Source organism: Mesorhizobium sp. M1312 (assembly GCF_040318115.1).
Taxonomy (GTDB): domain Bacteria; phylum Pseudomonadota; class Alphaproteobacteria; order Rhizobiales; family Rhizobiaceae; genus Mesorhizobium.
This window is the reverse complement of record NZ_JAMYLQ010000004.1, coordinates 67,887-90,716: the sequence shown is the minus strand read 5'-3', so window position 1 is coordinate 90,716 and position 22,830 is coordinate 67,887. Positions and strand designations below refer to the sequence as shown.

Annotated in this window: 19 protein-coding genes; 10 read left to right on the top strand and 9 right to left on the bottom strand. The window is 61.7% G+C overall.

Annotation, left to right across the window (positions count from 1 at the left end; all coding sequences use genetic code 11):
• Nucleotides 1-4: 4 nt before the first annotated feature.
• The 6 genes from NKH36_RS07335 to NKH36_RS07310 all read right to left on the bottom strand — a co-directional run bounded on the left by NKH36_RS07335 (nt 5) and on the right by NKH36_RS07310 (nt 6,124).
• Nucleotides 5-1,363: a multicopper oxidase family protein gene (locus tag NKH36_RS07335; RefSeq protein WP_352958231.1), complete on the bottom strand. Its 1,359-nt coding sequence runs from the start codon at nt 1,361-1,363 to the stop codon at nt 5-7.
• Between the two features lie 16 nt (nt 1,364-1,379).
• The gene (locus tag NKH36_RS07330) at nt 1,380-2,834 is read right to left on the bottom strand and encodes a TolC family protein (RefSeq protein WP_352958232.1); all 1,455 of its coding nucleotides are present in this window, start codon (nt 2,832-2,834) and stop codon (nt 1,380-1,382) included.
• Entirely contained in the window at nt 2,831-3,061 is a 231-nt protein-coding gene (locus tag NKH36_RS07325; RefSeq protein ID WP_352960956.1) for a hypothetical protein, read from the bottom strand. The genes NKH36_RS07330 and NKH36_RS07325 overlap by 4 nt, the downstream gene beginning before the upstream one ends.
• An 87-nt stretch (nt 3,062-3,148) precedes the next feature.
• Nucleotides 3,149-3,652, bottom strand: a complete 504-nt coding sequence (locus NKH36_RS07320; protein ID WP_352958234.1) for a hypothetical protein — start codon at nt 3,650-3,652, stop codon at nt 3,149-3,151.
• A 7-nt stretch (nt 3,653-3,659) separates the two neighbouring features.
• Nucleotides 3,660-4,097 (bottom strand): YqaA family protein, encoded by a 438-nt coding sequence (locus tag NKH36_RS07315; RefSeq protein ID WP_352958236.1) that lies wholly within the window; start codon nt 4,095-4,097, stop codon nt 3,660-3,662.
• Nucleotides 4,098-4,123: 26 nt separating this feature from the next.
• Entirely contained in the window at nt 4,124-6,124 is a 2,001-nt protein-coding gene (locus NKH36_RS07310) for a multicopper oxidase domain-containing protein (RefSeq protein WP_352958238.1), read from the bottom strand.
• A gap of 359 nt (nt 6,125-6,483) precedes the next feature.
• On the opposite strand from NKH36_RS07310, the gene NKH36_RS07305 reads away from it, so the two are divergent.
• From NKH36_RS07305 to NKH36_RS07285, 5 genes are all read left to right on the top strand, one after another.
• Nucleotides 6,484-7,203 (top strand): FadR/GntR family transcriptional regulator, encoded by a 720-nt coding sequence (locus NKH36_RS07305; RefSeq protein ID WP_352958325.1) that lies wholly within the window; start codon nt 6,484-6,486, stop codon nt 7,201-7,203.
• A 121-nt stretch (nt 7,204-7,324) separates the two neighbouring features.
• On the top strand, nt 7,325-8,299 hold the full coding sequence (locus NKH36_RS07300) for a sialic acid TRAP transporter substrate-binding protein SiaP (protein WP_352958239.1): 975 nt from the start codon (nt 7,325-7,327) through the stop codon (nt 8,297-8,299).
• Nucleotides 8,300-8,378: 79 nt separating this feature from the next.
• On the top strand, nt 8,379-8,951 hold the full coding sequence (locus tag NKH36_RS07295) for a TRAP transporter small permease (RefSeq protein WP_352958241.1): 573 nt from the start codon (nt 8,379-8,381) through the stop codon (nt 8,949-8,951).
• 3 nt (nt 8,952-8,954) lie between these two features.
• Complete coding sequence (locus NKH36_RS07290; protein ID WP_352958243.1) at nt 8,955-10,361, top strand: TRAP transporter large permease; 1,407 nt, start codon at nt 8,955-8,957, stop codon at nt 10,359-10,361.
• Nucleotides 10,358-11,407, top strand: coding sequence for an L-idonate 5-dehydrogenase (locus NKH36_RS07285; RefSeq protein ID WP_352958244.1), 1,050 nt, complete (start codon nt 10,358-10,360; stop codon nt 11,405-11,407). The genes NKH36_RS07290 and NKH36_RS07285 overlap by 4 nt, the downstream gene beginning before the upstream one ends.
• 32 nt (nt 11,408-11,439) lie before the next feature.
• Here the strand turns inward: NKH36_RS07285 and NKH36_RS07280 are convergent, their stop codons facing one another.
• Nucleotides 11,440-14,043: a TRAP transporter permease gene (locus NKH36_RS07280; protein ID WP_352960952.1), complete on the bottom strand. Its 2,604-nt coding sequence runs from the start codon at nt 14,041-14,043 to the stop codon at nt 11,440-11,442.
• A gap of 69 nt (nt 14,044-14,112) precedes the next feature.
• Nucleotides 14,113-15,096 carry a TAXI family TRAP transporter solute-binding subunit gene (locus NKH36_RS07275; RefSeq protein ID WP_352958246.1) on the bottom strand — a complete coding sequence of 328 codons (984 nt, stop codon included), beginning with the start codon at nt 15,094-15,096 and terminating at the stop codon, nt 14,113-14,115.
• A 117-nt stretch (nt 15,097-15,213) separates the two neighbouring features.
• Between NKH36_RS07275 and NKH36_RS07270 the strand changes: the two genes are divergently transcribed.
• Nucleotides 15,214-16,086, top strand: a complete 873-nt coding sequence (locus NKH36_RS07270; RefSeq protein ID WP_352958248.1) for a MurR/RpiR family transcriptional regulator — start codon at nt 15,214-15,216, stop codon at nt 16,084-16,086.
• Between the two features lie 12 nt (nt 16,087-16,098).
• Here the strand turns inward: NKH36_RS07270 and NKH36_RS07265 are convergent, their stop codons facing one another.
• Nucleotides 16,099-17,421, bottom strand: coding sequence for an aspartate aminotransferase family protein (locus NKH36_RS07265; RefSeq protein WP_352958249.1), 1,323 nt, complete (start codon nt 17,419-17,421; stop codon nt 16,099-16,101).
• A 94-nt stretch (nt 17,422-17,515) separates the two neighbouring features.
• Here NKH36_RS07265 and NKH36_RS07260 point away from each other — a divergent pair, with 94 nt between their 5' ends.
• The 4 genes from NKH36_RS07260 to nadE all read left to right on the top strand — a co-directional run bounded on the left by NKH36_RS07260 (nt 17,516) and on the right by nadE (nt 22,830).
• Nucleotides 17,516-18,373 carry a beta-keto acid cleavage family enzyme gene (locus tag NKH36_RS07260; protein ID WP_352958250.1) on the top strand — a complete coding sequence of 286 codons (858 nt, stop codon included), beginning with the start codon at nt 17,516-17,518 and terminating at the stop codon, nt 18,371-18,373.
• 121 nt (nt 18,374-18,494) lie between these two features.
• Entirely contained in the window at nt 18,495-18,776 is a 282-nt protein-coding gene (locus NKH36_RS07255) for a hypothetical protein (RefSeq protein WP_352958252.1), read from the top strand.
• A 479-nt stretch (nt 18,777-19,255) separates the two neighbouring features.
• Complete coding sequence (locus NKH36_RS07250) at nt 19,256-21,850, top strand: AMP-binding protein (RefSeq protein ID WP_352958254.1); 2,595 nt, start codon at nt 19,256-19,258, stop codon at nt 21,848-21,850.
• The gene (gene nadE / locus NKH36_RS07245; RefSeq protein ID WP_352958255.1) at nt 21,847-22,830 is read left to right on the top strand and encodes an NAD(+) synthase; all 984 of its coding nucleotides are present in this window, start codon (nt 21,847-21,849) and stop codon (nt 22,828-22,830) included. The genes NKH36_RS07250 and nadE overlap by 4 nt, the downstream gene beginning before the upstream one ends.

The following is a 22,830-nucleotide window of genomic DNA, read 5'->3' as shown; positions in this document are numbered from 1 at the left end:
ATTCTCATCCGAGTTTGCCGTGACCGCCGTGCGTTGCCGGGGCCATCGTTTTTGCGTCGCCTGATTTCGTCGGAGCGGGCACATCCCCCTTCCACTCGTAAGCCACGGTTCCCTCCGGGTGCTGGTACCAGCCCGGATCGGCATAATCGTTCGAGGCGAGGCCCTCGCGAACCTTCACGACCGAGAACATGCCGCCCATCTCGATGGCGCCGAATTGGCCCCACCCGGTCATCATCGGGATCGTGTTGTCGGGAAGCGGCATCTCCATTTCGCCCATGTCGGCCATGCCGCGGTCACCCATGGCCATGTATTCGGGCTGGACCCGGCGGATCTTGTCGGTGACCTTCGAGTTGTCGACGCCGATGTACGTGGGCACGTCGTGGCCCATGGCGTTCATTGTGTGGTGCGACTTATGGCAATGGATCGCCCAATCACCCTCGTATTTGGCTTCGAACTCATATGCCCGCATGGCGCCGACCGGAATGTCGATCGACACCTCCGGCCACCGCGCCTCCGGCCGGACCCAGCCGCCATCGGTGCAGGTCACCTCGAAGTCGTGGCCATGCATGTGGATCGGATGATTGGTCATGGTCAGGTTGCCCACGCGGACCCTGACCCGGTCGTTTTTCGCCACTGGAAGATGGCTGATCCCTGGAAAGACGCGGCTGTTCCATGCCCAGAGGTTGAAATCCGTCATCTCCATGATGCGGGGGACGTACGACCCCGGTTCGATGTCGAAGGCGTTCAGCAGGAACACGAAATCGCGGTCCACGCGCATGAATTTCGGGTCTTTGGGATGAATGACGAAGAAGCCCATCATGCCCATGGCCATCTGGACCATTTCGTCGGCGTGCGGGTGGTACATGAACGTGCCGCTCTTCACGAGGTCGAACTCGTAGACGAAGGTCTTGCCGGGCGGGATTCCGGGCTGGGTAAGACCCGTCACGCCGTCCATGCCGTTGGGCAGGATCATGCCGTGCCAGTGGATCGTCGTGTGCTCCGGCAGTTTGTTTGTTACGAAGATGCGGACTCGATCGCCCTCGACCGCCTCAATCGTGGGACCCGGCGATTGACCGTTGTAGCCCCAGAGATAAGCAGTCATGCCGGGCGACATCTCGCGCTCGACCGGCTCGGCCACGAGATGGAACTCCTTCACGCCGTTGTTCATGCGATGCGGAAGGGTCCAGCCGTTGAGCGTCACGACCGGCTGGTAGTCCGGCCCGCTCGTCGGGAAGATCGGAGGTTGCATGTCGGGGGACTCCATGATTGGAGCGTCGGGCAGCCCCATCGCGGACGTTTTGGTCCATGCAGTGGCGCCGGCGAGCAGGGCTCCCGCGCTTAGCAACTGACGTCTTGAAAGCATCTTCTTCTCCTTGAGTTCAGTGGCCTTCGGAGCCCGCGTCGGCCACCGCCGGTGCGTCGCCGCCGGACGAGCTCGTGCCGCCGCCGTGGATGGCGGTTCCGAGGTTGACGTCGGCCAGCCAGAAATTGCGCTTGGCGTTGAGGGAAAGCATGATCGAGCTGATTTTCGCGCGTGTGTCCGCCAGCAGCTCGAACGTGTTGGTGATCATGCCGTTGTAGGTGAGGACCGACTCCGCCTCGATCTTTGTTCGCAGCGGCACAACATTGTTCCGATAGTGCCGGGCAATGTCGTACGTCGAACGGTAGACGTCATAGGCCGATCTGGCCTCCGACCGGATGTTGACCGCCTTTTCCGCCATCCGGTTTGCAGCTTGCATATAGGCAAGCTCGGCCTTGCGCATCCGTGCCTTGCCGGTGTCGAAGATCGGAATGACGAATTCGAGCTCGAGAGTGGGTGAGACACTCGTCTCCGTTCCGCCCTCCTCCGCCTCTTCGCGTTCCACCTCCACGCCGGAAAGCAGTTCCAGATCGCTGACGTAGCGCGTCGCCTCGGTCAGACCGTAGGATTTCGCCAGCGCTTCCAGCTCAAGTTTCACGATCTCGAGGTCGACGCGATTTCTTAGCGCCTCCGCCTCGATCGCGCGTTTGGCCTTGGCGCCTTTGGGCAAGGCTGGAAGCGTGTTGGGGACTGAGTAATCGACATCCGGCCCCCATAAACCCATCAGCCGGGTGAGCTCTTCCTTGGCGGTGCGGGCGGCGAGCCGCGCCTCCGCGGCCTGACCGGTGATCTCGGCATAAAAGACGTGTTCTCGGGCTTGGCCGGTCTTTGTAAAGGCGCCCGTCTCTCCAAGTTTTTGAGCGAGTTCTGAGGCAGCGTCGGCAGCGGCTTGCGCCTTGTTCAAATAGGAAACGCTCTCCCAGGCAGAGACAGCATTGATCCAGGCACGCCGCGTGTCCGCGGCCAGCCGTAGCGTTTCTTCGGCGGCGCGGAGCTGGGCCTGACGGAAACGTGCATCCGCGACTGCGACGCGCCGCTTGCGGGTCGCCAGCGCAAGGATGTTGCTGACTACGGCTCCTTCAATCGTCCGCACAGGATCGACGCCGATCATGCCGGCCGAGATCGTCGGATTGACGAGCATCGTTTCCTGCCACATGTCAGCCGCCGACAGGCCGATCTCGGCGTAAGCGGCCTGCAGGCCCTTGTTGTTGAGCAAGGCGACCTGCACCGAGGTGTCCGGGCCGATCGTCTTCTTCTGAACAAGGCGCTTCACGCGCTCCGAGACCATCCGCGCTTCCTCGCTGGACTGCACCCACACGGTTTGCTTGCCGGTCACGGATTCGGCACGCGCCGCGACTGTCGTGAAGCCGGCCATCGGGGCTGAAATGCCATCGAGGGCCCCGCTGGTCGCGCACCCGGCAGCGATCAGCGGGATGGTTACCATCGCAGCCATGGTCAGGAGCCGGCGCTTCATGATCTGGCTCCCGGATTCGCAGGGGAGCGTTCTTCATTGAGACGCCGCCAATTCTGCGGATCCACCGGCTCCCGATGGCTATAGACGACGACCGGATGGTAGTGCGCATCACGGACGCCCATTGCGGGATCGGCTGGATTGAAGGTGGGAAGGATGTCCGGCGGCGTGGTCGCCGCGCATCCGGCAACTAACAGCGATGCGAGCATCGCGGAGCTTGCGATTTTCATTGTAGACCTGAAGCATGACGTGTGCGTTTGGCCGCGCGGGAACGGATCCCGACGCAGCGCGCGAACGCCCGAAGAGGGCGCGTCAGTTCAGATGTGTTTGGGGGGCCTTATGAGCGCTGCGTATTCGCCAAGCGGCAAAGTCACGGCAACGACCGACGCAAAGCAGCGAGAGACGACATGCTCCAGGTCAGGGCATTCGACCGGCACCGCATTTGCCGGCGCACAGTGGACTTCGCAGGTTTTGTCGGAAGCTTGCTTGTCGCCGTGATGATGTTCCGACGTGTCCGCGTCGCCTGCCGTCGGGCCGTGATGGCCCATGTCGTGTGCGGGTGTCTCGGCCTGCACATGCACCCCGGCGTGAAAACCCGTGGCATTGGCTGTGGCAAACAGACCAGGCTGAAGAGCCGACATGACCAGGAACACAACCGCCAGCATTGCTCGGAGCGGTATGTTTCCCAAGATCGAGATTCGACCAGCATTCGTCATCGCGCCCTTGGGACAATTGTTCGCATGATTTGTCAAGTTCGCGTGCGTACAGTTTGTTGCGATGCAACCAAAAGTGAACGCAATTGCCTGCTGCGATGTCTGCATTTCGATTTCACATCAGACCCAGCACCGCTCCGGCGACAACCAGATAACGCGAGACTTTCGCGAGGGCAACGATTGCGACAAAGCTCCATAGCGGCTCGCGCAAAACCCCAGCGACCACGGTCAGTGGGTCGCCGACGATCGGCATCCAGCTTAACAAGAGCGACCATCTTCCATAACGGTGATACCAGTTCGTGGCGCGGTTGAGCGTCGCGGGGCGCAGCGGAAACCAGGGCCTGTCCCGGAAGCGTTCGATGCCTCGACCGAGACCCCAGTTCACCACAGAGCCCATGACGTTGCCCAAGCTGGCGACAAGAACCAGCATTGCGGGCGAGAAGGAATCCATGGCGAGGAGTCCTGCGAGGGCGGCCTCCGACTGTGCCGGAAGGATGGTCGCCGCAGCGAAGGCAATAGCAAACAGGCCGCCGTAGATGGCAAAGATATCCATCTACGTTTCGGCTTGCGGAGCGGGCTTCAGGGTTTCACATCGATCACGACCATCAGTCCGCCACCGCCCTTCTCTTCGACATTGTTGTTGGTCGTATGATGCCCGATATGGCAGTGGATCAGCCATTTTCCGGGCCGACGTGCCTGCCAGACGACATCGTAGCGTTGCCCTGGTCCGACGTTGACGGTATCGGCAAGGAATCGCGCCGACTCCGGGATAGTCTCGCCGTCGCGGGCGACAACTTCGAATGGACCGCCGTGGATGTGCATCGGGTGGACAAATCCGTTGTTGGTGCCGATGAAGCGCACCTTCAGAGTTTCGCCGACCTTCATCCTGATCGTGTCCGTTGACGGATAGGCGCGGCCGTTGATGGTGAAATAATTCGGCTGCCCGCCGTCCATCGGCATCGACGGAAAAGTCAGGCCCTCCCGCATCAGCCATTCCTGAAGCTGGATAACAAAGTCGTGGTCGGCCGCAATCTCGTCCTGGGGATTGGCGGGATCGATGATGAGTGCGCCGTAGAGTCCGAGCGCCTGCTGGCGGTCGACATGGTCGTGCGAATGATAGAAGTAGGTCCCCGATTGGTCCGCCGTGAATTCGTATCGGTAGCTGCCGCCTGGCGGGATCGGCTCCTGCGTGATCTCGGCCGGGCCATCCATTTCATTGGGTAGGATCAACCCGTGCCAGTGAATGGTAGTGCTCTCCGGCAGGAGGTTCGTGACGTTGATGCGTACCCGGTCGCCTTGCCGGATATGCAGTCGTGGGCCGGGAACCTGACTGTTGATCGCATAGGCGTCGACTTTCACGTCCGGCAGGATCGCCCAGCGGATGACCGAGGTTTCAAGGTCGAACACCTTCACCCCGTTCTCTATCCTGGGTTCCAGTTCCCGGTCGCCGCGAACGTCCAAGCCATGGCTGGCCGTGATCAGGCGAGGATGCACGGCGGCCATGTCCAGCATCGCTGCAGCCGGCGTGTCGCGGTCCATGATCATGCCGGGCGGCATGATGGCGCCGCCAACGTCTCGCGCGCTGAGGGTGAGATTCACCCAATTGGCCGGAGCGATCATGCCGAGCGCCAACGCAAGCACGGACACTCCGCCGAAGGCCGCGAGTTGCGGCACGGTTGCATCCGGTTCCATGCCGTGACCGCCATGCGGATCACGCGACCCGCCTCCCCCATTGCCATGGAAGGAGCCATGGCCGGATCCATGATAGCCGGCCCCGGAATTGCCGCCCGGGCCGCCATGTCCAGGGTTGGCGTGTTCGTTGAGGCGCGCGTAAGCGTGGTGCCCCGCCCTTCCGGCTTCCGCGCCGCTATGTGCGTGCTCGCGCCTGCCTTCCCTCGCCTTGTCGAATTCCGGTTCGCGTTCGGTCATCAGCCCGTGCTTCAGGCCACGGGCCACCATCCATACGTTGGCAGGATATGCGGTGATGAAGCCAACGATCACGCCGAACGACATGACGCCCCAGAACAGAAGCTCGGTCGGCTCCATGGCCCGCATGTCGCTGCCCATCATCAGAAAGCTCATGACCGGCGCCATGCCCGCCATCATGAAATTCATGCTGATAAATTCCGGCATGAAGCTCTTGCGAACATTCTCCCAATAGGTGCCGCCCATCATCGATTTCATGAACAGCGACTGGAAGATGAACAGGCCGAAGGCGAACCCGGCAACATACTCAACGATGAGATCGATCCACATCGGCAGCCCAAGCGCGGCAGTGATTGCCGCCGCGAGGATGATGCCGGTGGCGTCTCCGGCGACGCAGTGGATCGTCGAGCCGACGCCTTGCTTCCAGAGCGGCTTCGTGAATGCCTCGTGTTCCCCCGGCCGAGGCTCCTTGTCGGCCAGCACGTAAATCAATAACCCCAGTGGTCCCATATAGAGCGTGACCAGGATGAAGCCCCATTTCATCACTACGGGTTCGGGATTGTTGCGGAACTGATCCCACGCCACATAAGCCGTACTGAGGCCCGCAAGAACGAACCAGACTGCAAGGAAGTAGTCAACGGGCTGTACGAACATTGCAGGACTCCTGTCGGTTTGCTCTCCAACGACCTAGTCTGGCATTGCCTCTCCAGATCGTCTGCGGACGGTTTTGGCCGCCTCTTTGGACGTTGCCGCGTCATCGGCCATTCCCCCTGGAAAACCCTGAAAAATGGTCTTGGCGGCTTCAGCCATCGCTTTGAAAACCACGGAGTTAAGCCTTCCAGTTGCTGGAAGGTCAAGAGTTGCTGCCCAGCCAGAATCGCCGAATGAGTTCCAGGGCGTTCTCTGCTGCTTGACTCTGCGCCTTTTTCGCGGCAGTTTTCGATCAATAGGTCAGACCAATTTACCGATTCGAGATCAGCCGGATAATTCTGTTGAAGTAGAACTGGGTGACGATGCCGATCCAGGCCGTTGAACCGCGTCGACTTTACCGACAGATCGCCGATCAGCTCAGGCAGCTGATCGACGCGGGCGAGTTCGCAGTCGGCGATCGCCTGCCGACCGAACGCGAACTGGCCGACCAGCTAGGCATCTCCCGCCCGACCGTCCGTGAAGCGCTGATCGCGCTCGAGGTCGAGGGGCGCATACGCATTCGCGTCGGCTCCGGCATCTACGTCACCGACCGGCCGCGTGCCGAGGTTTTGACGGCAGAGATGGATGAAGGCCCGTTCGAGCTGTTGCGGGCACGCGAGTTCATCGAAGGCGCGATCGCCGCCGAAGCCGCCCTCCATGTTCGGCCGATCGACATCGAACATATGGACGACGTGCTGCGCCGCATGGAGGACATACCTCACCCGACCAAGACGACGATCGCGCTCGACCGCGAGTTCCATACGCTGGTGGCGAGCATTCTCGGAAACGCCGTCCTGGTGCGTTGCATCGGCGAGCTTTTCGACCAGCGCATGAACCCATATTTCGAACGCCTGTCGAGGTATTTCGAGAACAGGGATTCCTGGCGGGTCGCCGCGGAGGAGCATCGCGCGGTGCGCGACGCGATCGCGGCGCGCGACCCTGAACGGGCCAAGGCCGCCATGCAGGAACATCTGCGTCAGTCGCAATTGAGATTCTCACGCAATTTCGGTGAGAAATCCGCAGCCAGGGAGGTCGCGGAATAGAGCATCGGACCCAAAAGTGGGAACCGGTTTTGGGAAAAACCGATGCTCAAACCTAGAGGTCAAGCAGCCGACCGGGAGGATCCTGTCGGCACAGTCAAATCCAATCACAGGGAGGAATATGATGTTGAGAAAGTACGCCGTTCTGCTCGGCACGATCGCCGCAATCGCTCTGCCCATGGCTTCGGCCTCTGCACAAACCGCGCTGAAATGGGCCCACGTCTACGAAACGTCCGAACCCTTCCACACGGAGTCCGTGTGGGCGGCGGAAGAGATCAAGAAGCGCACCGACGGCCGCTATACGATCGACGTCTTCCCGGCTTCGCAACTCGGCAAGGAAGCAGATATCAACCAGGGGCTGACCCTCGGAACGGTCGACATCATCATCTCCGGATCAAGCTTCGCCGCCCGCGAATTCCCGCCGATCGGCGTGACCTACTTCCCGTTCACTTTCCGCGACGCCGATCATCTGCTCGCTTACACCAAGAGCGACAAATACAAGGAATTGACCGGCGGCTACGAAGAGGCGTCCGGCCATCATATCACGGCAACCACCTACTACGGCACGCGTCACACGACATCCAATCGGCCGATCGAGAAATGCGCCGACATGCAGGGCCTGAAGATCCGCGTGCCTGATGTGCCGGCCTATCTCGCCATGCCGCGCGCCTGCGGCGCCAACACCGCGCCGATCGCCTTCGCCGAAGTCTATCTCGCCTTGCAGCAGGGCACGGTTGAAGCGCAGGAAAACCCGCTGACGACGATCGACGCCAAGAAGTTCTACGAAGTGCAAAAGCACATTATCCTGACCGGACACATCGTCGATCATCTCAACACGATCGTGTCGCAATCGCGCTGGTCGCAATTGTCGGACGAGGACAAGGCGATCTTCACCGAGGTGATGCAGGAAGCCGCCGCGCGAGCGACAAAGATCATCGTCGACCGCGAAAAGGCTCTGGTTGAAACCTTCAAGGAGCGAGGTCTCACCGTCACCGAAGTCGATCGCACCGATTTCGAAAAGAACGTGATGGAGAAGGTGACGTTCGAGGAGTTCGGCTACCGCAAGGAAGACTGGGAGGCGATCCGCGCCGTCAAGTAACCTGCGTCAATCCGGGCCCGGCGCGACGAGCGCGTCGGGTCTGTCGAGCCCGCTGTCCAACAGTGCCCGGAGCTTGCCGATGACCCAAGAGGTCCACACCCAGGTTACCCCCGAAGAACTGGCGCATGCATTCGAGGAAGAAACCGCACCCGTCGATCTGTCGAGATACGCGATGGAGGACTGGGTCACGCTCGCCGTGTTCTGGGGCATGTCGTTCTGTGTGTTCCTGCAGTTCTTCACGCGCTACGTCATGAACAACAGTTTTGCCTGGACCGAGGAGATCGCCATCAACTGCCTCGTCGTCGTGGTCTTCCTGGGCTCGGTCATGTGCACGCGCACCACGCGTCACATCCACGTCGACGTGCTTTATCATTATCTCCCCGCTGGGGCGGGGCGCTACCTGGCGCTCGCGGTCAATGTGATCACCATTTGCTTCTTCGCCTACATGTCCTGGCTCCTCTGGCGCTATGTCGGGATCGTCCACCGCGAGCGGATGGTCACCATCAACCTGCCGCGGAACGTCGTCTTCTACGCCGTCTTCGCCGGTTTCGTGCTGATGATGCTGCGCGCCATCCAGGTATTCATCGGCAACCTCCGCCGTGGCTACTCGGCGCTGGAGCGCCCCGCCGCGTTCGACGGACTGGGGGAATAGACCATGCTTCTTCTAATCGGAGCCTTTCTCGTCCTGATGCTGGTCGGCGTGCCCGTCGCTGTGTCGATGGCGGTGTCGTCGCTGCTCTATCTCGTCTTCTATGGCGTGGCGCCCGACATCATTGCCGCGCAGCGCATGATCGCCGGTGTCGAGAGCTTTCCGCTGCTTGCCGTGCCGTTCTTCATCTTCGCCGGCAATCTCATGAACATCGCCGGCGTCACCGGGCGGATCTATTCCTTCGCGCTGGCGCTTGTCGGCTGGATGAAGGGCGGCCTCGCGCAGGTGAACATTATCGGTTCGGTGATCTTCTCTGGCATGTCGGGGGCAGCCCTTGCCGACGCTGCCGGCATTGGCACGATCGAGATCAAGGCGATGAAGGACCACGGCTATCCCGTCGAGGCGGCCGTCGGCGTCACCGCGGTGTCCTCCACGCTCGGCCCGATCTTCCCGCCGTCGCTGCCCTTCGTCATCTACGGCATGATGGCCAACGTCTCGATCGGCGCGCTGTTCATGGCCGGCATCCTGCCCGGCGTCGTCATGACGGTGCTGATGATGGTCACGGTCGCGATCTTCGCCCACCGTCGGGGCTGGGGCTCGGACACGCCGTTCAAATTGAACCGGCTCGCCGCCGCCTCGATCGAGGTGGCCGTCGTGTGCTGCTTTCCGCTGGCCGTTTATTTCCTTGTCCAGATGGGATTGTCGCTCAATATTGCCGTTGGCATCGCGCTCGTCGTCCTGATCGCCTGCGACTGGTATTTCGACTTCTCCGCCGTCATGGCGCTCATGACCCCGATTATCCTGATCGGCGGCATGACCATGGGCTGGTTCACGCCGACCGAAGCGGCCATGGCCGCCGTCATCTGGTCGTTGTTTCTGGGGCTCGTGCGCTATCGCACGATGACACTTTCAGCCCTGGCCAAGGCCAGTTTCGACACGATCGAGACGACCGCGTCGGTCCTCTTCATCGTCACAGCGGCGTCGATCTTCGCCTGGTTGCTCACGGTCAGTCAGGCGGCGCAGCTCTTTTCGGTCTTCATCACATCGCTGACCGAAAACAAATGGGTGTTCCTGATCCTGGTGAACATCCTGATGCTGGTAGTCGGCTGTTTCCTCGACACGATCGCCGCGATCACGATCCTTGTGCCGATCCTCCTGCCGATCGTCGTCCTCTATGGGATCGATCCGGTGCATTTCGGTCTGATCATGACGCTTAATCTGATGATTGGTCTCCTCCATCCGCCGCTCGGCATGGTGCTGTTCGTCCTCTCGCGGGTCGCCAAGCTGTCGGTCGAGCGTACCACCATGGCAATTCTGCCATGGCTCGTCCCATTGATCGTCGCGCTGATCCTGATCACCTTCATCCCCGCCATCACACTGTGGCTGCCGACGCAAATGGGACTGATCCGATGATCGATAGCGCAGTCGCCGCGACGCTGTTCGGCCCCGAGGATCTGCGCGTCATCGAGCATCCGCTCGGCCCCCTCGCGCCGGGAAGGGTGCGCGTGCGCTTCGGCGCAGGCGGCATCTGCGGTTCCGACCTGCACTATTTCCGCCATGCGCGGACCGGGGATTTTGTCGTCACATCGCCGCTCGTGCTTGGCCACGAGGTCGCCGGAGAGATTGTCGAAATCAACGCGGACGCGCCCGGGCTTGCCGTCGGTGATCGCGTGGCGGTCAACCCGTCGCGCTGGTGCGGACAATGCGCGCGATGCGTCGAGGGCCGCGCCAATCTCTGCGAAAACATCTATTTCATGGGCTCGGCGTCGAAGACGCCGCACATGCAGGGCGGTTTTGCCAGCCTGTTCGACGTCACGCCGGCGCAATGCGTGAAGGTTCCGCATGATGTCGCCTACCAGGCAGCGGCACTCGCCGAACCGCTCGCCATCAGCCTGCACGCGGTGGCGCGGGCCGGCGACATTGCCGGCCGCAACGTCATCCTGTTCGGCGCCGGCCCCATCGGGCTCCTGACCATGCTCGCCGCCAGGCTCAAGGGATGTGGCGAGCTCACCGTCGCCGACATTGCGGACGCGCCGCTCGCCTTCGCCAGCAAACTTGGAGCAAACAGGACGATCGACCTGTTTGGCGGCGACGACGAGCTCAAGGCGCTCGCGTCCGACAAGCCTATCGATGTCGCATTCGAGATTTCAGGCACCGCAGCAGGCCTCGCGGCGGCGATCGCCAGCGTTCGGCGCGGCGGCACGGTCGTTCAGGTCGGCAATCTTCCGGGTGGTCAGATCCCCGTGGCGGCCAACGCGGTGATGGCCAAGGAAATCGACCTGAAAGGCACGTTCCGCTTCGGCGCAGAATTCAACCAAGCGGTCGATCTCATCGTCGGCGGGGATATAGATGTCCTAAAGCTGGTGACCGCCGAACGCCCCCTTTCCTCGGCCCGCGATGCCTTTCGCCTGGCCGCCGACCGCTCGCAGAGCGTCAAGGTGGTGCTGACCGCCGACTGAGGAGTTTTTCCCGGGCCTCAACCGTTCCAGTCTCAGCGCGCCGGCCCGGTTTCCCTCCTGTCCGCCTGCTTGCGCGCCCGCGCAAACTGCAGCCCGGCGACGCCGGCGGTCGCAGCGAGCGCCAGGCCGATTGGAATGAGGCTCGAGGGCTGGTCGGCCTTTCTGAGCACCGCCACCACGTCATATCCGACATCCAGCCCAATGCGCTTGGCGTAGGATCCGAAATCGACATTGCTGATCATCAGCGCGTCGCCCGCTTGCGTGATGGTAAGTCCAATGCCGCGCAGCCGCTCCAGCGGCTCGCCCGGCTCCCCGAGCGGCACGTTGACCGTTTTGCGTACATCTTCGCCCATGAGGTCGACACCCTCGACGACGAAATTGATGCGGCCATCCGCCGGCGTCTGCGCGACTGCCGACAGGAATTCGCTCGCCGGCAATTCCTCGTAAGGCGGCGACACCTGGTTGAGCCACCAGTCCGGCCGGAACAGCGTGAAGCAGATGAGAAGCAAGGCAGCACTTTCCCAAAGTCGGCTTTTCGTCACGAACCAATTCATTGTCGCGGCCGAAAACAGCAGGATGGCTATTAACGAGACCGTTGCCACCCAGATCGTCTGGGGCCAGGTTTCGACTCCGATCAGCAGGATCGCCGGATTGAAGATGAAGACGAACGGCAGGATCGCCGTACGCAGCGAATAGAGCGCGCCCTGGAAACCGGTGGCGATCGGATCCTCCTTGGAAATCGCCGCCGCCGCGAAGGCCGCCAGCCCGACGGGCGGAGTGATGTCGGCCATGATGCCGAAGTAAAAGACGAAGAGGTGGACAGCGATCAACGGGATTGGCAATCCGGCCTGCGCACCGAGATCGACCACGACCGGCGCCATCAGCGTGGCGACCAGGATGTAGTTTGCGGTGGTCGGGATACCCATGCCGAGCACAAGACTGATCGCGGCGATCAGGATCAGCATCAGGATGACGTTGCCGCCGGAGATTAACTCGACGAGCTCCGTCATCATCAGGCCGAGACCGGTCAGCGTTATCGTGCCGACGACGATGCCGGCGGTGGCGGTGGCGATACCGATGCCGATCATGTTGCGGGCGCCGAGCGCCAGCCCGTCGATCAGGTCATCCCAGGCAGCACGCACTGAGGCGGCGAGGTTTTCGTTACGGAATACCGCCATCAGCGGCTTACGCGTCACGACGATGCCGAGGATCGAGACCGTTGCCCAGAACGCCGAGAGGCCAGGTGACATCTGCTCGACCATGAGGCACCACAGAAGCACGGCGATCGGGATGAGGAAATCGAGCCCGGTCCGCGTGACGTCCCAGGCGCGCGGCAGTTCCAGGATTGGCGCGTTCGGATCGTCCAGTGCGAGGTCCGGATAGCGGGAGGAATACCAGACGGAGGCGACGTAGAGAACCACGCCAGCGACTGCGAGCACCGGCGGCGCGGTCCCACCCAAGACAGCCTGGATAGCAACAATGCCGTAATAGACGATACAGACGGCGAGAATGCTGCCCGACAGTCCCAGCCCCATCCGCAGCATTCGTTCTCTTGCCGGCGTCGGACGCTGCGGGATCGTCTTCAGGTCCATCTTTATCGCTTCGAGGTGAACCATGTAGAGCAGTGCTATGTAGGAAAAAACCGCCGGCAACAGCGCGTGCTTGACGATCTCCGAATAGGGAATGCCGACATATTCGACCATCAGGAAGGCGGCCGCACCCATGACCGGCGGCATGATCTGGCCGTTGATCGAGGCCGCGGCCTCGATGGCGCCCGCCTTGACACCGGAAAGGCCGGTGCGCTTCATCAGCGGGATGGTGAAGATGCCGCCTGAAACCACATTGGAGACGGACGAGCCGGACACGACGCCGTTGAGAGCCGATGAGACCACGGCGACTTTCGCCGGGCCGCCGCGCAGATGGCCGAGCAGCGCGATGGAGATCTGCATCATCCAGTTGCCGGCGCCTGCTTTTTCCAGAAGCGTCCCGAACAGGACGAAGAGAAAGACGAAGCTCGTCGATACGCCAAGTGCAATCCCGAAGACGCCTTCGGTGGTCAGCCATTGATGGTTGAGAAACTTGTTGAGCGATGCGCCGCGATGCTGAATCACGTCAGGCATGTACTGGCCGGCAAAGGTGTAGAAGATGAAGACACATGCCACGACCACCATCGGAAGGCCGAGCGCGCGGCGCGTCGCCTCGAGGAGCAACAGGATGCCAACGGTGCCGGTAACGAGATCGAGCGTGGTCGGCTGGCCCGGCCGTCCTGAAAGCTGGACGTAGAAGAGAAAGAGGTAGGCGCCAGCAAACCCGCCGACCACGGCCAGCACCCAGTCGAGCAGCGGCACACGATCGCGGGGCGAGGATCTCAGCGCCGGATAGGCGAGGAACGTCAAGAACAGCGCGAAGCCGAGGTGAATGGCGCGCGCTTCCGTATCATTGAGGATGCCGAAGCCGAACACGAACGGCAAAGGCGAAGCGTACCAGAGCTGGAAAAGCGACCACGCAACTGCAGCCCAGAGCAGGATTCGAGCGACTGTTCCGCCCGGATGCCGGCCACCCGTATCAGCCTCCGCGACAAGCTGTTCGAGCTCTTCGAGATCGACGCCGGCCGGTTGTTCTTTCACTTCGCTCATGACGCCTCCTGTTGCGGATGGCCCCGGCGGGTCCGCTGAACCCGCCGGACTGTCGTCAGATCACGAAGCCTACTTCAACCAGCCCTTTTCCTTGAAGTATTTTTCAGCGCCCGGGTGGAGCGGCGCGGAATTTCCTTCCGACACCATCTTGGCCGGATCGAGATTGGCAAAGGCCGGATGCAGCGACTTGAACTCGTCGAAATTCTCGAACACCGCCCTGGTCAATTGATAGACGCTCTCGTCGGGAACTTTAGCCGAAGTGACCAGCGTGGCGAGCACGCCGAAAGTCTCGGTATCGTCGGGATTGTTGGCGTAGAGCCCGCCCGGGATCACCGCCTTGGCGTAGTAGGGATTTTCTGCGACCAGCTTGTCCACGACTTCCCCGGTCAACGGCACCAGCTTGGCAGCGCAGGTAGTGGTCGGATCCTGAATGTTTGCCGAGGGATGACCGACGCCGTAGAAGAACCCGTCGATCTTGCCGTCGCAGAGCGCCGGACCATGCTCGTCCGCCTTTAGCTCGGATGCGAGCGAAAAGTCGGCCAACGTCCAACCCATCGCACCGAGCAGACGTTCCATGGAGGAGCGCGTCCCGGAACCGGGATTGCCGACGTTGAAACGTTTACCCTTGAAGTCCTCGAATTTCGTCACGCCGGCCTTCGGATGCGCCAGGACCGTGAACGGCTCCGGATGGATCGAGAAAACCGCGCGCAGGTCGGTATGGGCGCCACCGTCCTTAAAAGATTCCAGCCCCTTGTAGGCGTTATACTGGACGTCGGACTGCGCCATGCCGAAGTCGAGTTCGCCTTCCTTGATCGTGTTCACGTTGAACGCCGATCCACCGGTCGATTCGACCGAGCAACGGATGCCGTGTGTCTTGCGATCCTTGTTGAGCAGGCGGCAGATAGCACCGCCGGCGGCATAATAGACGCCGGTGACGCCACCGGTCCCGATGGTAACGAAATTCTGCTGCGCCATTGCGCTGGCCGAAAACAGCAGCACGGCCGACAAGGCGGCGATCTGCGCTCCGAGGCGTGCAGTCCGGGCATGTTTCATCTGGTTCTCCCTTGGTATTTTGCGTGCCGTCACGGCCGTCCGGTGTTCTAGTGTCAAGGCACGTCGATGAATGCTACGATTGTTGCGCTTTATCAATCAAGGGAAATGCTTGTTACAATGAATACGTGGGAGATGGGCTTCGACGCGCTTCTGGCGCGCATATTGACCGAACTCCCCGAACTGAGCTCAGAACTGCGCAAGGCGGCCCGCTTCCTGGTCGATCATCCCGACGAGGTGGCGCTGGTTTCCATGCGGGTGCTGGCCGCGCGATCAGAGGTGACACCGACGACCTTCGTGCGACTGGCGCGGCGGCTGGGCTTCGGCGACTGGGCGGCACTGCGCAAGCCGTTCGAAGACCGGCTGCGCTCCGGCAAGGCGCCTTTCGCGGCAAAGGCCGATGCGCTTGTCAAGCGCGGGTCGGAGGCGATTTTCGCTGAATCGCTGAGGACGACCGTTGCCAATCTGGCGGCGGCCGAAGCGGTCAACGGCAGCGAAGAAATAGCAAGGGCTTGCGCGATACTGGAGAAGGCACAGCGCATACGCGTCGCCGGATTCCGAAGCTGCCGCGCGCCCGCTCACGCGCTCGTCTATCTCTGCCGGATGTTTCGGCGCGACGTGACGCTGCTCGGCGGCGACGGCGGTGCGCTCGAGGCGGAACTCGCAGCGCTTGGAACGAGGGAAGCGGTCGTCGCGATCGGCTTTTCGCCCTATTCGCGTGAACTCGGGCCGGTGATAGAGGCTGCGCGACGACACAGCGTTCCGATTGTCGCGATCGTCGACAGCATGGCTGCTCCGATCGCGCGGCATGCCGACGTTACCTTGCGGTTCTCTACCAACAGCCCGTCCTTCTTCCCGTCGGTAGCCGCAGCTATGGCTATCGTGGAAGCGCTGGCTGCAACGATGCTGGCGCGCAGCGGGCCGGCCGCCGCGGCTCGTGTCAGGGAGACGGAACTGGAGTTACAGGCGTTCGGTGCCTATCTGCCGGAATGAAGAGCGCTGGGGCTATGCCACTGCAGCGTCTATCGCGTCGCCGAGCCGTTCAACAACCGCATCGATTGCTGCGGCGTCTATGATGAAGGACGGCGCAAGCAGCACATGATCGCCGCGCACGCCGTCGATCGTGCCTCCCGCGGGATAGACGAGCAGTCCGCGCGCCATCGCCTCGCGCTTGATCTTCGCATTGAGCTTCAGCTTCGGGTCAAAGGGCGCCTTGGTCGAGCGATCCTCGACCAGTTCCACACCCATGAAAAGGCCACGCCCGCGAATGTCGCCGATATGGGCATGGTTGCCGAACCGTTCGCCCAGTCGCTGCGAAAGATGTGCTCCCATCGCCCGAACATTGGCGAGCAGATCGTCGCGAGCGATCACCTCCTGGACGGCAAGCGCTGCCGCGCAGGCCATCGGATGGCATATGTACGTGTGGCCGTGCTGGAAAAAGCCGGAGCCTTCGGCGAACGCGTCGAAAATGCGGCGTGAAAGCAGCACCGCACCAATGGGCTGGTAGCCTCCGCCGAGGCCTTTGGCAATTGTCATCAGGTCGGGCGCGACACCGTCCTGCTCGCAAGCGTGCAGCGTGCCGGTGCGGCCCATGCCGCACATCACCTCGTCGAGGATGAGGAGCACACCGTAGCGGTCACAGATTTCCCGGATGCGCCCGAAATAGCCAGGAACGGCAGGCACTGCTCCTGCTGTCGCGCCGACGACAGGTTCCGCGACGAAGGCCATGACGGTGTCCGGACCGAGTTTGCGAATTTTATCCTCAAGCGCCTGGGCGGCGCGCAGGCCGTAGGCCTCCTCGCTCTCACCGGCTTCCTGGAAGCGGTAGGCATAGCATGGGTCGATATGATGCGTATCCATCAGCAACGGGCGGAATTGGGCGCGGCGCCACTCATTACCCCCGGCAGCGAGAGCGCCGAGCGTGTTGCCGTGATAGCTCTGTCGGCGGGCGATGACGTTTCGCCGCTCGGGCTTGCCAGTTTCGACGAAAAACTGCCGTGCCATCTTGAGCGCCGCCTCCACCGCTTCGGAGCCGCCGGACACGAAATAGGCGTGGCTAATACCTTGCGGCGCGCCAGCGACGAGCTTGTCGGCCAATGTCTCGGCCGGCTCGTTGGTGAAGAAGCTGGTGTGGGCATAGGCGAGCTTGTCGGCCTGTGCGTGGAGCGCGGCCGTCACGTCAGGATGGCCGTGACCGAGGCAGGAAACCGCCGCGCCGCCTGATGCATCGATATAGACGCGGCCATCGCGGTCGAAGAGTTCGATACCCTTGCCGCCAGCCGCGACGGGCAGGGTCGCATGGATCTGGCGATGCAGGATGTGTGTCATGCTTTCCTCGATTGACGATCGCGCGATTTGGAGCGAACCTATCATGCAACATATGTTACATAGTGCGCAATACTGAAACGATTGGACTGCACCTATGACAGTCGACAGGGACGTGACCGGCCCCGGACTTGTCGCACCGACGGCGATCGCCGTTGCGCCGAATGGTGGACGGCGTGGCAAGCAAGACCACCCTGCCCTGCCGATCAGCCCCCAGGAACTGGCCCGGACCGCCGTCGCCTGCCTCGAGGCGGGCGCCGCGATGATCCACACGCATGTCCGTGATCGCGACGGCGGCCATTTGCTCGACGCGCACGCTTATCGCGAGACGACGAAAGCGATACGCGATGCGGTGGGCGAGCGGCTAATCATCCAGATCACCAGCGAAGCGGTCGGCCGATACCAGCCGGCCGAGCAGATGGCGATTGTGCGCGCTACCCGCCCTGAGGCGGTTTCGCTGGCGCTGCGCGAACTGGTGCCGGACGCTGCCCATGAGACCGCTTTCGCGGAGTTCCTGTGGTGGCTGAAGAGCGAACGGATCGCCCCTCAGATGATCCTCTACGCGCCCGAAGAGGCGTCGGCCCTAGCCGCCATGCAGCAGCGCGGGCTGGTGCCTTTCGACGACATCCCGGTGCTCTATGTGCTTGGCCGCTACACGCCAGGCCAGGTTTCGCGGCCGGCCGACCTGCTTCCCTTCCTTGCGCATGACCGCCCGCGCTTCGCGCACTGGATGGTCTGCGCCTTCGGTCGGGAAGAAACCGCCTGCGTTACAACAGGTGCGCTGCTGGGCGGTCACGCCCGCGTCGGCTTCGAGAACAATTTTACTCTGGCCGACGGCACAACCGCTAAGGACAATGCCGCGCTCGTAGCGGCGACCAAAGGTGCCCTGACTGCTTGCGGCCTCAGGACCGCCCAAGCCGACGACCTGCGCGCCGCTTGGTCGATCCAGCGTTGACACTCGTCCGCACGCCTTGAGCGGCCTCCGGTTCGTCACATTTGTCAAAAATCTCTTTGCTACGCTGCAACCCAACTCTTTGGCTGACGTTAAAGGCTGCAATGAGCGCTGGGGAGGCTTTATGCAGACATACCTTGTCGAGCAAATGGAGGGCGATGACGTGATCGCGGTGCGTATCATCAACGCGCCGAGCCCTTTCAAAGCCGCCGCCATGTCGACAGATCGACATGTTATCCTTCGAACGTGGGAAAAGGATTGGATCCGAGTAACCGACGAGAACCGGGGACATATCTTTGCATACTGCTTTGTCTCCGACGGAGACTCCGACACCAGCGAGCGTGGTCCGACAACAGCACCAGGTAAACCAAGAAAAGCCCAAAAAACCGATCAGAGAGCCGGGTAAGCTCAAAACCACTGATCATCGATCCTGGCTGTATCGCGCTAACTTCCTGACGACTTCGCGACCACTGACAGCGGTGGCGCCTACTGCCACATTGCCGATTATCGCCCAGAACCGCAAAAAACCACGAATTAAGCCAATAGCGGCGCTGCTGGTCGGTTGTCAGGCGCGATCGCCTGTACGCCGTGAGCCTTCCGTCGACGCGAAGCGTCCGCAGCACGAGATGACGCCAAAGTGAGCAACCGCAGCCGTCTGGCGAAGATCGCGGCATCATCAGAATGATCGATGAAAAGATTTCGGCCGGGGGCGATAAGTGGCCTTAATCATAGCGTGGGCAACTCATGTCTCCGGCATATTTGGGATCAGAAAAGGCGCGTCTGGATCTAGGGGCCGATTGTCAGCCAGCGGCCTACCGTAGGTGGTCAAACGTCCCGGATTACGCACTTGATCAGGGCGGTCCTGTACTGCGCCCTCATCAACGCATGGGCGTCGATTTTGCGAACATTACCGTCTTCGATCACCTGAGAGACGTCACCAAACAACATCCTAACAAACTCGCGATCAGCGACGGCACCACTCGTCTGACGTATTCCCAGCTTGTCCAAGCCGTCGAGATGCTGTCCCACCGAATTGCGGCCGTCGTTCCCACCGGACAGGCGATCGGGATCCTTCAGGCCAACTCGGCCTGGTACCCTGTGGCTATCTTGGCGAGCATGGCGGTTGGGCGGCCTTCCGTGCCACTCAACACGAGAGACCCCTACTCGCGAACCAATGAGATTGTTGTTGCGGCGCGGCTCTCGGCGGTCATCGGCGATGGCAATATTCGCCCTGTCGGTTTGGCTCAGGATGTCCACTGGATTGATGCCACCACCAGCATCACGCCGCAAGTGCAGCCGATACCCCAGTCCTGTTCGGTGTCGGTCGACGCGCCCGGGATAGTACTCTACACCACAGGCAGCACTGGCCATCCCAAAAGCATCGTCAACAGCCAGCGCAGCCTGCTGTGGCGGGTTCAGCAATATGTCGACGCATGCCACATCAATTCGGATGATGTTTTCCTGCCCTTGACCGGGCCCGCCACGATCGCCGGTTGCCGGGAGATTCTCGCTGCCGTTCTGACCGGCGCCACCTTGCATCTCGCCGAGCTCGAAGCCATCGGCCTGCGGGCGGTCCAACGCCTGGTAGAATCCGAAGGCGTGACGGTCACCTATCTGGTGCCGGCCTTGCTCCGCGCACTCATGGCGGACAAGCCTGCTGACGCCTTCCGCTCGCTCAGAGTGGCCCGGATCGGGGGAGAGACGGTGTCATGGACCGATATCGCCCTGCTGCGCAAGGTCGTTTCGAGCACTTGCCTCATCCAGATCGGTTACTCGTCGACCGAGACCACAGGGTCGCAATGGTTCTTGCCGCAGGACTGGCCGGAGGAAGGCGCCTCGGTTCCGGTTGGCTGGCTGCTTCCAGGAATAGCGTTCGCGATTGTTGACGAAAAGGGACGCCGCGTTCAGCCGGGCAAGAGCGGAGAGCTCCTGATAAGAAGCCCGTATGTCCTGCTTGGCCATTGGGAGAACGGCGCCGTCGTGCCGGCGGAATCGGATCCGGATTACCCGGATCTTCGGATCTTCGCGACGGGTGACCTCGTCCAACTTGACAGTCATGGCCTGCTGCGGATCGTCGGACGCAAGGGGCGCCAGATAAAGATCAATGGTCGGCGTATCGAGCCAGCCGAACTCGAACGGGTGTTGCGTAACGCGCCTGACGTGGAGGATGCCGTTGCAATCGTGACGGCGGCAAATGAGCTTGTTGCATTCGCCATCCCCCAGCCATGGGCGGGGCCAGCCTTTTCGGACGAGCTTCGCCAGCTTGTCAGAACGAAGCTGCCGCCTCCGCTATGTCCCTTGCGGCTCCACACGATCGCCGCGATTCCGCGTCTGCCGGGCGGCAAGGTCGACATGGCTACGCTTGCGGAGATCGATCTTTCAGCCAGGAAGATCGCCCCGGCCGCGCAGCCGTCCAATACGAGCGAACCGACCGTCCACCGGATCGTGCAGCATGCCTGGAACAATACCCTCAATACACGCGTCGCCGCAGGCCGCTGGGATGACGCAGGCGGAGATTCGCTGAAGCTGCTGCAATGCGTCATGGAAATCGAAAGCGCCATCGGGCAGGAACTCAGTCTCGATGGGTTCACGGTCGGTATGAGCGCGGACGAAATGGTCAAGGCGGTCGTGTCGGCACAAGCAGGCGCCCTACGCACGCAAGTACAAAAGCACGACCCCCCAATTCTATTCCTGCTGCCGGGATCTGCCGGCTATGGCCCGAGCTTTGCTGCCTTTGCGTCTTCGATGGGCAAGATCGCACGAGTGGTCCCCATCAGATATCCTGCCCTGGCTATGATATTGCGCGGACCAAACACTGTCGCAAATATCGCCGAGGGCGCGGTTCAGCAGATCCGCCGCGCTCAGCCAACGGGCCCGATAAGACTTCTCGGCCATTCGCTCGGCGGCGCCGTCGCGTTCGAGGTTGCGGAGCGGCTGCTGGCCGCGGGGCGAACTGTGAAGTTCCTGGGCATCCTCGACACGAGCCTCCTCGGCGAGCGCAGCACCTATTGGGAGATGTTTGTCCGCACATATAATCGGATCCGAACCAACCGCGTGACCGCGGACCGGATGGTTTGCCGCTTCGTTGCAAAAGTCGCTGTCAAAATGGGCTTCGAGGCGCATCTCGCCCGCATCCTCGATCGCTATGCGAAGGACGGGTTCAACACGACGAGCTTCAGGACCAAGCTGGAACTGCAGGGGCAATTGCGGGGGCGAGCTTTCTATCAGTGGTTGGCGAGACCCAGACCGACGCTGCCGATCACTGCAACCCTCTTCCGCTGCGCTCGGCCCAAAATGCCTCTGGCCATAGGTTGGGATGGCGCTTTCGTGCGTCTGGATGTGATTCCGGTCGTTGGCAGTCACTTCGATATGGTCACAGAGCCCCATCTCGCCACCAACCGCCCACTCATCGAGAAGGCGTTGGAGCAAACCTATTCTGCGGCTGAGCTTCGCAAACGGGAGTACAGACCATCGACATGATCTCACAATTCAGCATGGGCGCGCTGGTGCTCGATGCTCGCGCGGAGGTCGATCGCATCGTTCAGATCCTGCGCGAGCAGGTTTTTGGCACGCTGCGGCGTCGTGGCGTGGTTGTCGGCCTCTCCGGGGGTATCGACAGCTCCGTTGTCGCATCGTTGTGCGCACGCGCGTTTGGGAAAGACAAGGTCTTGGGGATATTTATGCCGGAGCGCCATTCCTCCGGCGATTCGCTAAGGCTTGGCCGCAGCGTCGCAGCTCAGCTTGGCATCGATACGATCCTGGAAGACATAGCACCAGCACTTGAGGCCGTCGGCGCCTATCGCCGACAGATCGAAGCGATCCAGACGGTCGTTCCCCAATATGGCGACGGCTGGAAATGCAAGCTCGTGCTCGCGTCGGTTCTCGAGAGCAACGGTCTCAACATCACACGCCTCACGGTTCAGGGCCCCGACGGCAAGACCAATACGGTACGTCTGTCGCCGGCAGCCTATCTGCAGATCGTTGCTGCAACCAACTACAAGCAGCGCCTGCGCAAGATGACCGAGTACTACCATGCGGACCGCCTCAACTATGCCGTGGCAGGTACGCCAAACCGCCTGGAGCATGACCAAGGCTTTTTCGTCAAGCAGGGCGACGGAATTGCCGATCTGATGCCAATCGTCCACCTCTACAAGACCCAAGTCTACCAGCTGGCTGAATACCTTGGGGTGGATGAAGAGATCCGGCGGCGGCCGCCGACCACGGACACTTTCTCCATGGCCCAGAGTCAGGAGGAATTCTATTTCGCGCTGCCTTACCATCTGATGGATCTGTGCCTCTACGGCTTGAACCACGGAATTTCTGCCGACGAGGTCGCCGCAGCTGCCGGCCTCACCGCGGCCCAGGTTCAGAAAGTCTTCAAAGACATCGACAGCAAACGGCGTGCCGCACGCTATCTTCACGCGCGGCCCTTGCCGACCACTGCGATGGGCGAGGGCTGA

Excerpts from the sequence above, each read along its gene's own strand:
- NKH36_RS07320 (WP_352958234.1), bottom strand. The coding sequence starts at position 3,652 with ATGCAGACATCGCAGCAGGCAATTGCGTTCACTTTTGGTTGCATCGCA.
- NKH36_RS07275 (WP_352958246.1), bottom strand. The coding sequence starts at position 15,096 with ATGAAACATGCCCGGACTGCACGCCTCGGAGCGCAGATCGCCGCCTTG.
- NKH36_RS07295 (WP_352958241.1), top strand. The coding sequence starts at position 8,379 with ATGACCCAAGAGGTCCACACCCAGGTTACCCCCGAAGAACTGGCGCAT.
- NKH36_RS07335 (WP_352958231.1), bottom strand. The coding sequence starts at position 1,363 with ATGCTTTCAAGACGTCAGTTGCTAAGCGCGGGAGCCCTGCTCGCCGGC.
- NKH36_RS07325 (WP_352960956.1), bottom strand. The coding sequence starts at position 3,061 with ATGAAAATCGCAAGCTCCGCGATGCTCGCATCGCTGTTAGTTGCCGGA.
- NKH36_RS07280 (WP_352960952.1), bottom strand. The coding sequence starts at position 14,043 with ATGAGCGAAGTGAAAGAACAACCGGCCGGCGTCGATCTCGAAGAGCTC.
- NKH36_RS07250 (WP_352958254.1), top strand. The coding sequence starts at position 19,256 with ATGGGCGTCGATTTTGCGAACATTACCGTCTTCGATCACCTGAGAGAC.
- NKH36_RS07305 (WP_352958325.1), top strand. The coding sequence starts at position 6,484 with ATGCCGATCCAGGCCGTTGAACCGCGTCGACTTTACCGACAGATCGCC.
- NKH36_RS07255 (WP_352958252.1), top strand. The coding sequence starts at position 18,495 with ATGCAGACATACCTTGTCGAGCAAATGGAGGGCGATGACGTGATCGCG.
- NKH36_RS07270 (WP_352958248.1), top strand. The coding sequence starts at position 15,214 with ATGAATACGTGGGAGATGGGCTTCGACGCGCTTCTGGCGCGCATATTG.
- NKH36_RS07310 (WP_352958238.1), bottom strand. The coding sequence starts at position 6,124 with ATGTTCGTACAGCCCGTTGACTACTTCCTTGCAGTCTGGTTCGTTCTT.
- NKH36_RS07290 (WP_352958243.1), top strand. The coding sequence starts at position 8,955 with ATGCTTCTTCTAATCGGAGCCTTTCTCGTCCTGATGCTGGTCGGCGTG.
- NKH36_RS07315 (WP_352958236.1), bottom strand. The coding sequence starts at position 4,097 with ATGGATATCTTTGCCATCTACGGCGGCCTGTTTGCTATTGCCTTCGCT.
- NKH36_RS07260 (WP_352958250.1), top strand. The coding sequence starts at position 17,516 with ATGACAGTCGACAGGGACGTGACCGGCCCCGGACTTGTCGCACCGACG.
- nadE (WP_352958255.1), top strand. The coding sequence starts at position 21,847 with ATGATCTCACAATTCAGCATGGGCGCGCTGGTGCTCGATGCTCGCGCG.
- NKH36_RS07300 (WP_352958239.1), top strand. The coding sequence starts at position 7,325 with ATGTTGAGAAAGTACGCCGTTCTGCTCGGCACGATCGCCGCAATCGCT.
- NKH36_RS07265 (WP_352958249.1), bottom strand. The coding sequence starts at position 17,421 with ATGACACACATCCTGCATCGCCAGATCCATGCGACCCTGCCCGTCGCG.
- NKH36_RS07330 (WP_352958232.1), bottom strand. The coding sequence starts at position 2,834 with ATGAAGCGCCGGCTCCTGACCATGGCTGCGATGGTAACCATCCCGCTG.
- NKH36_RS07285 (WP_352958244.1), top strand. The coding sequence starts at position 10,358 with ATGATCGATAGCGCAGTCGCCGCGACGCTGTTCGGCCCCGAGGATCTG.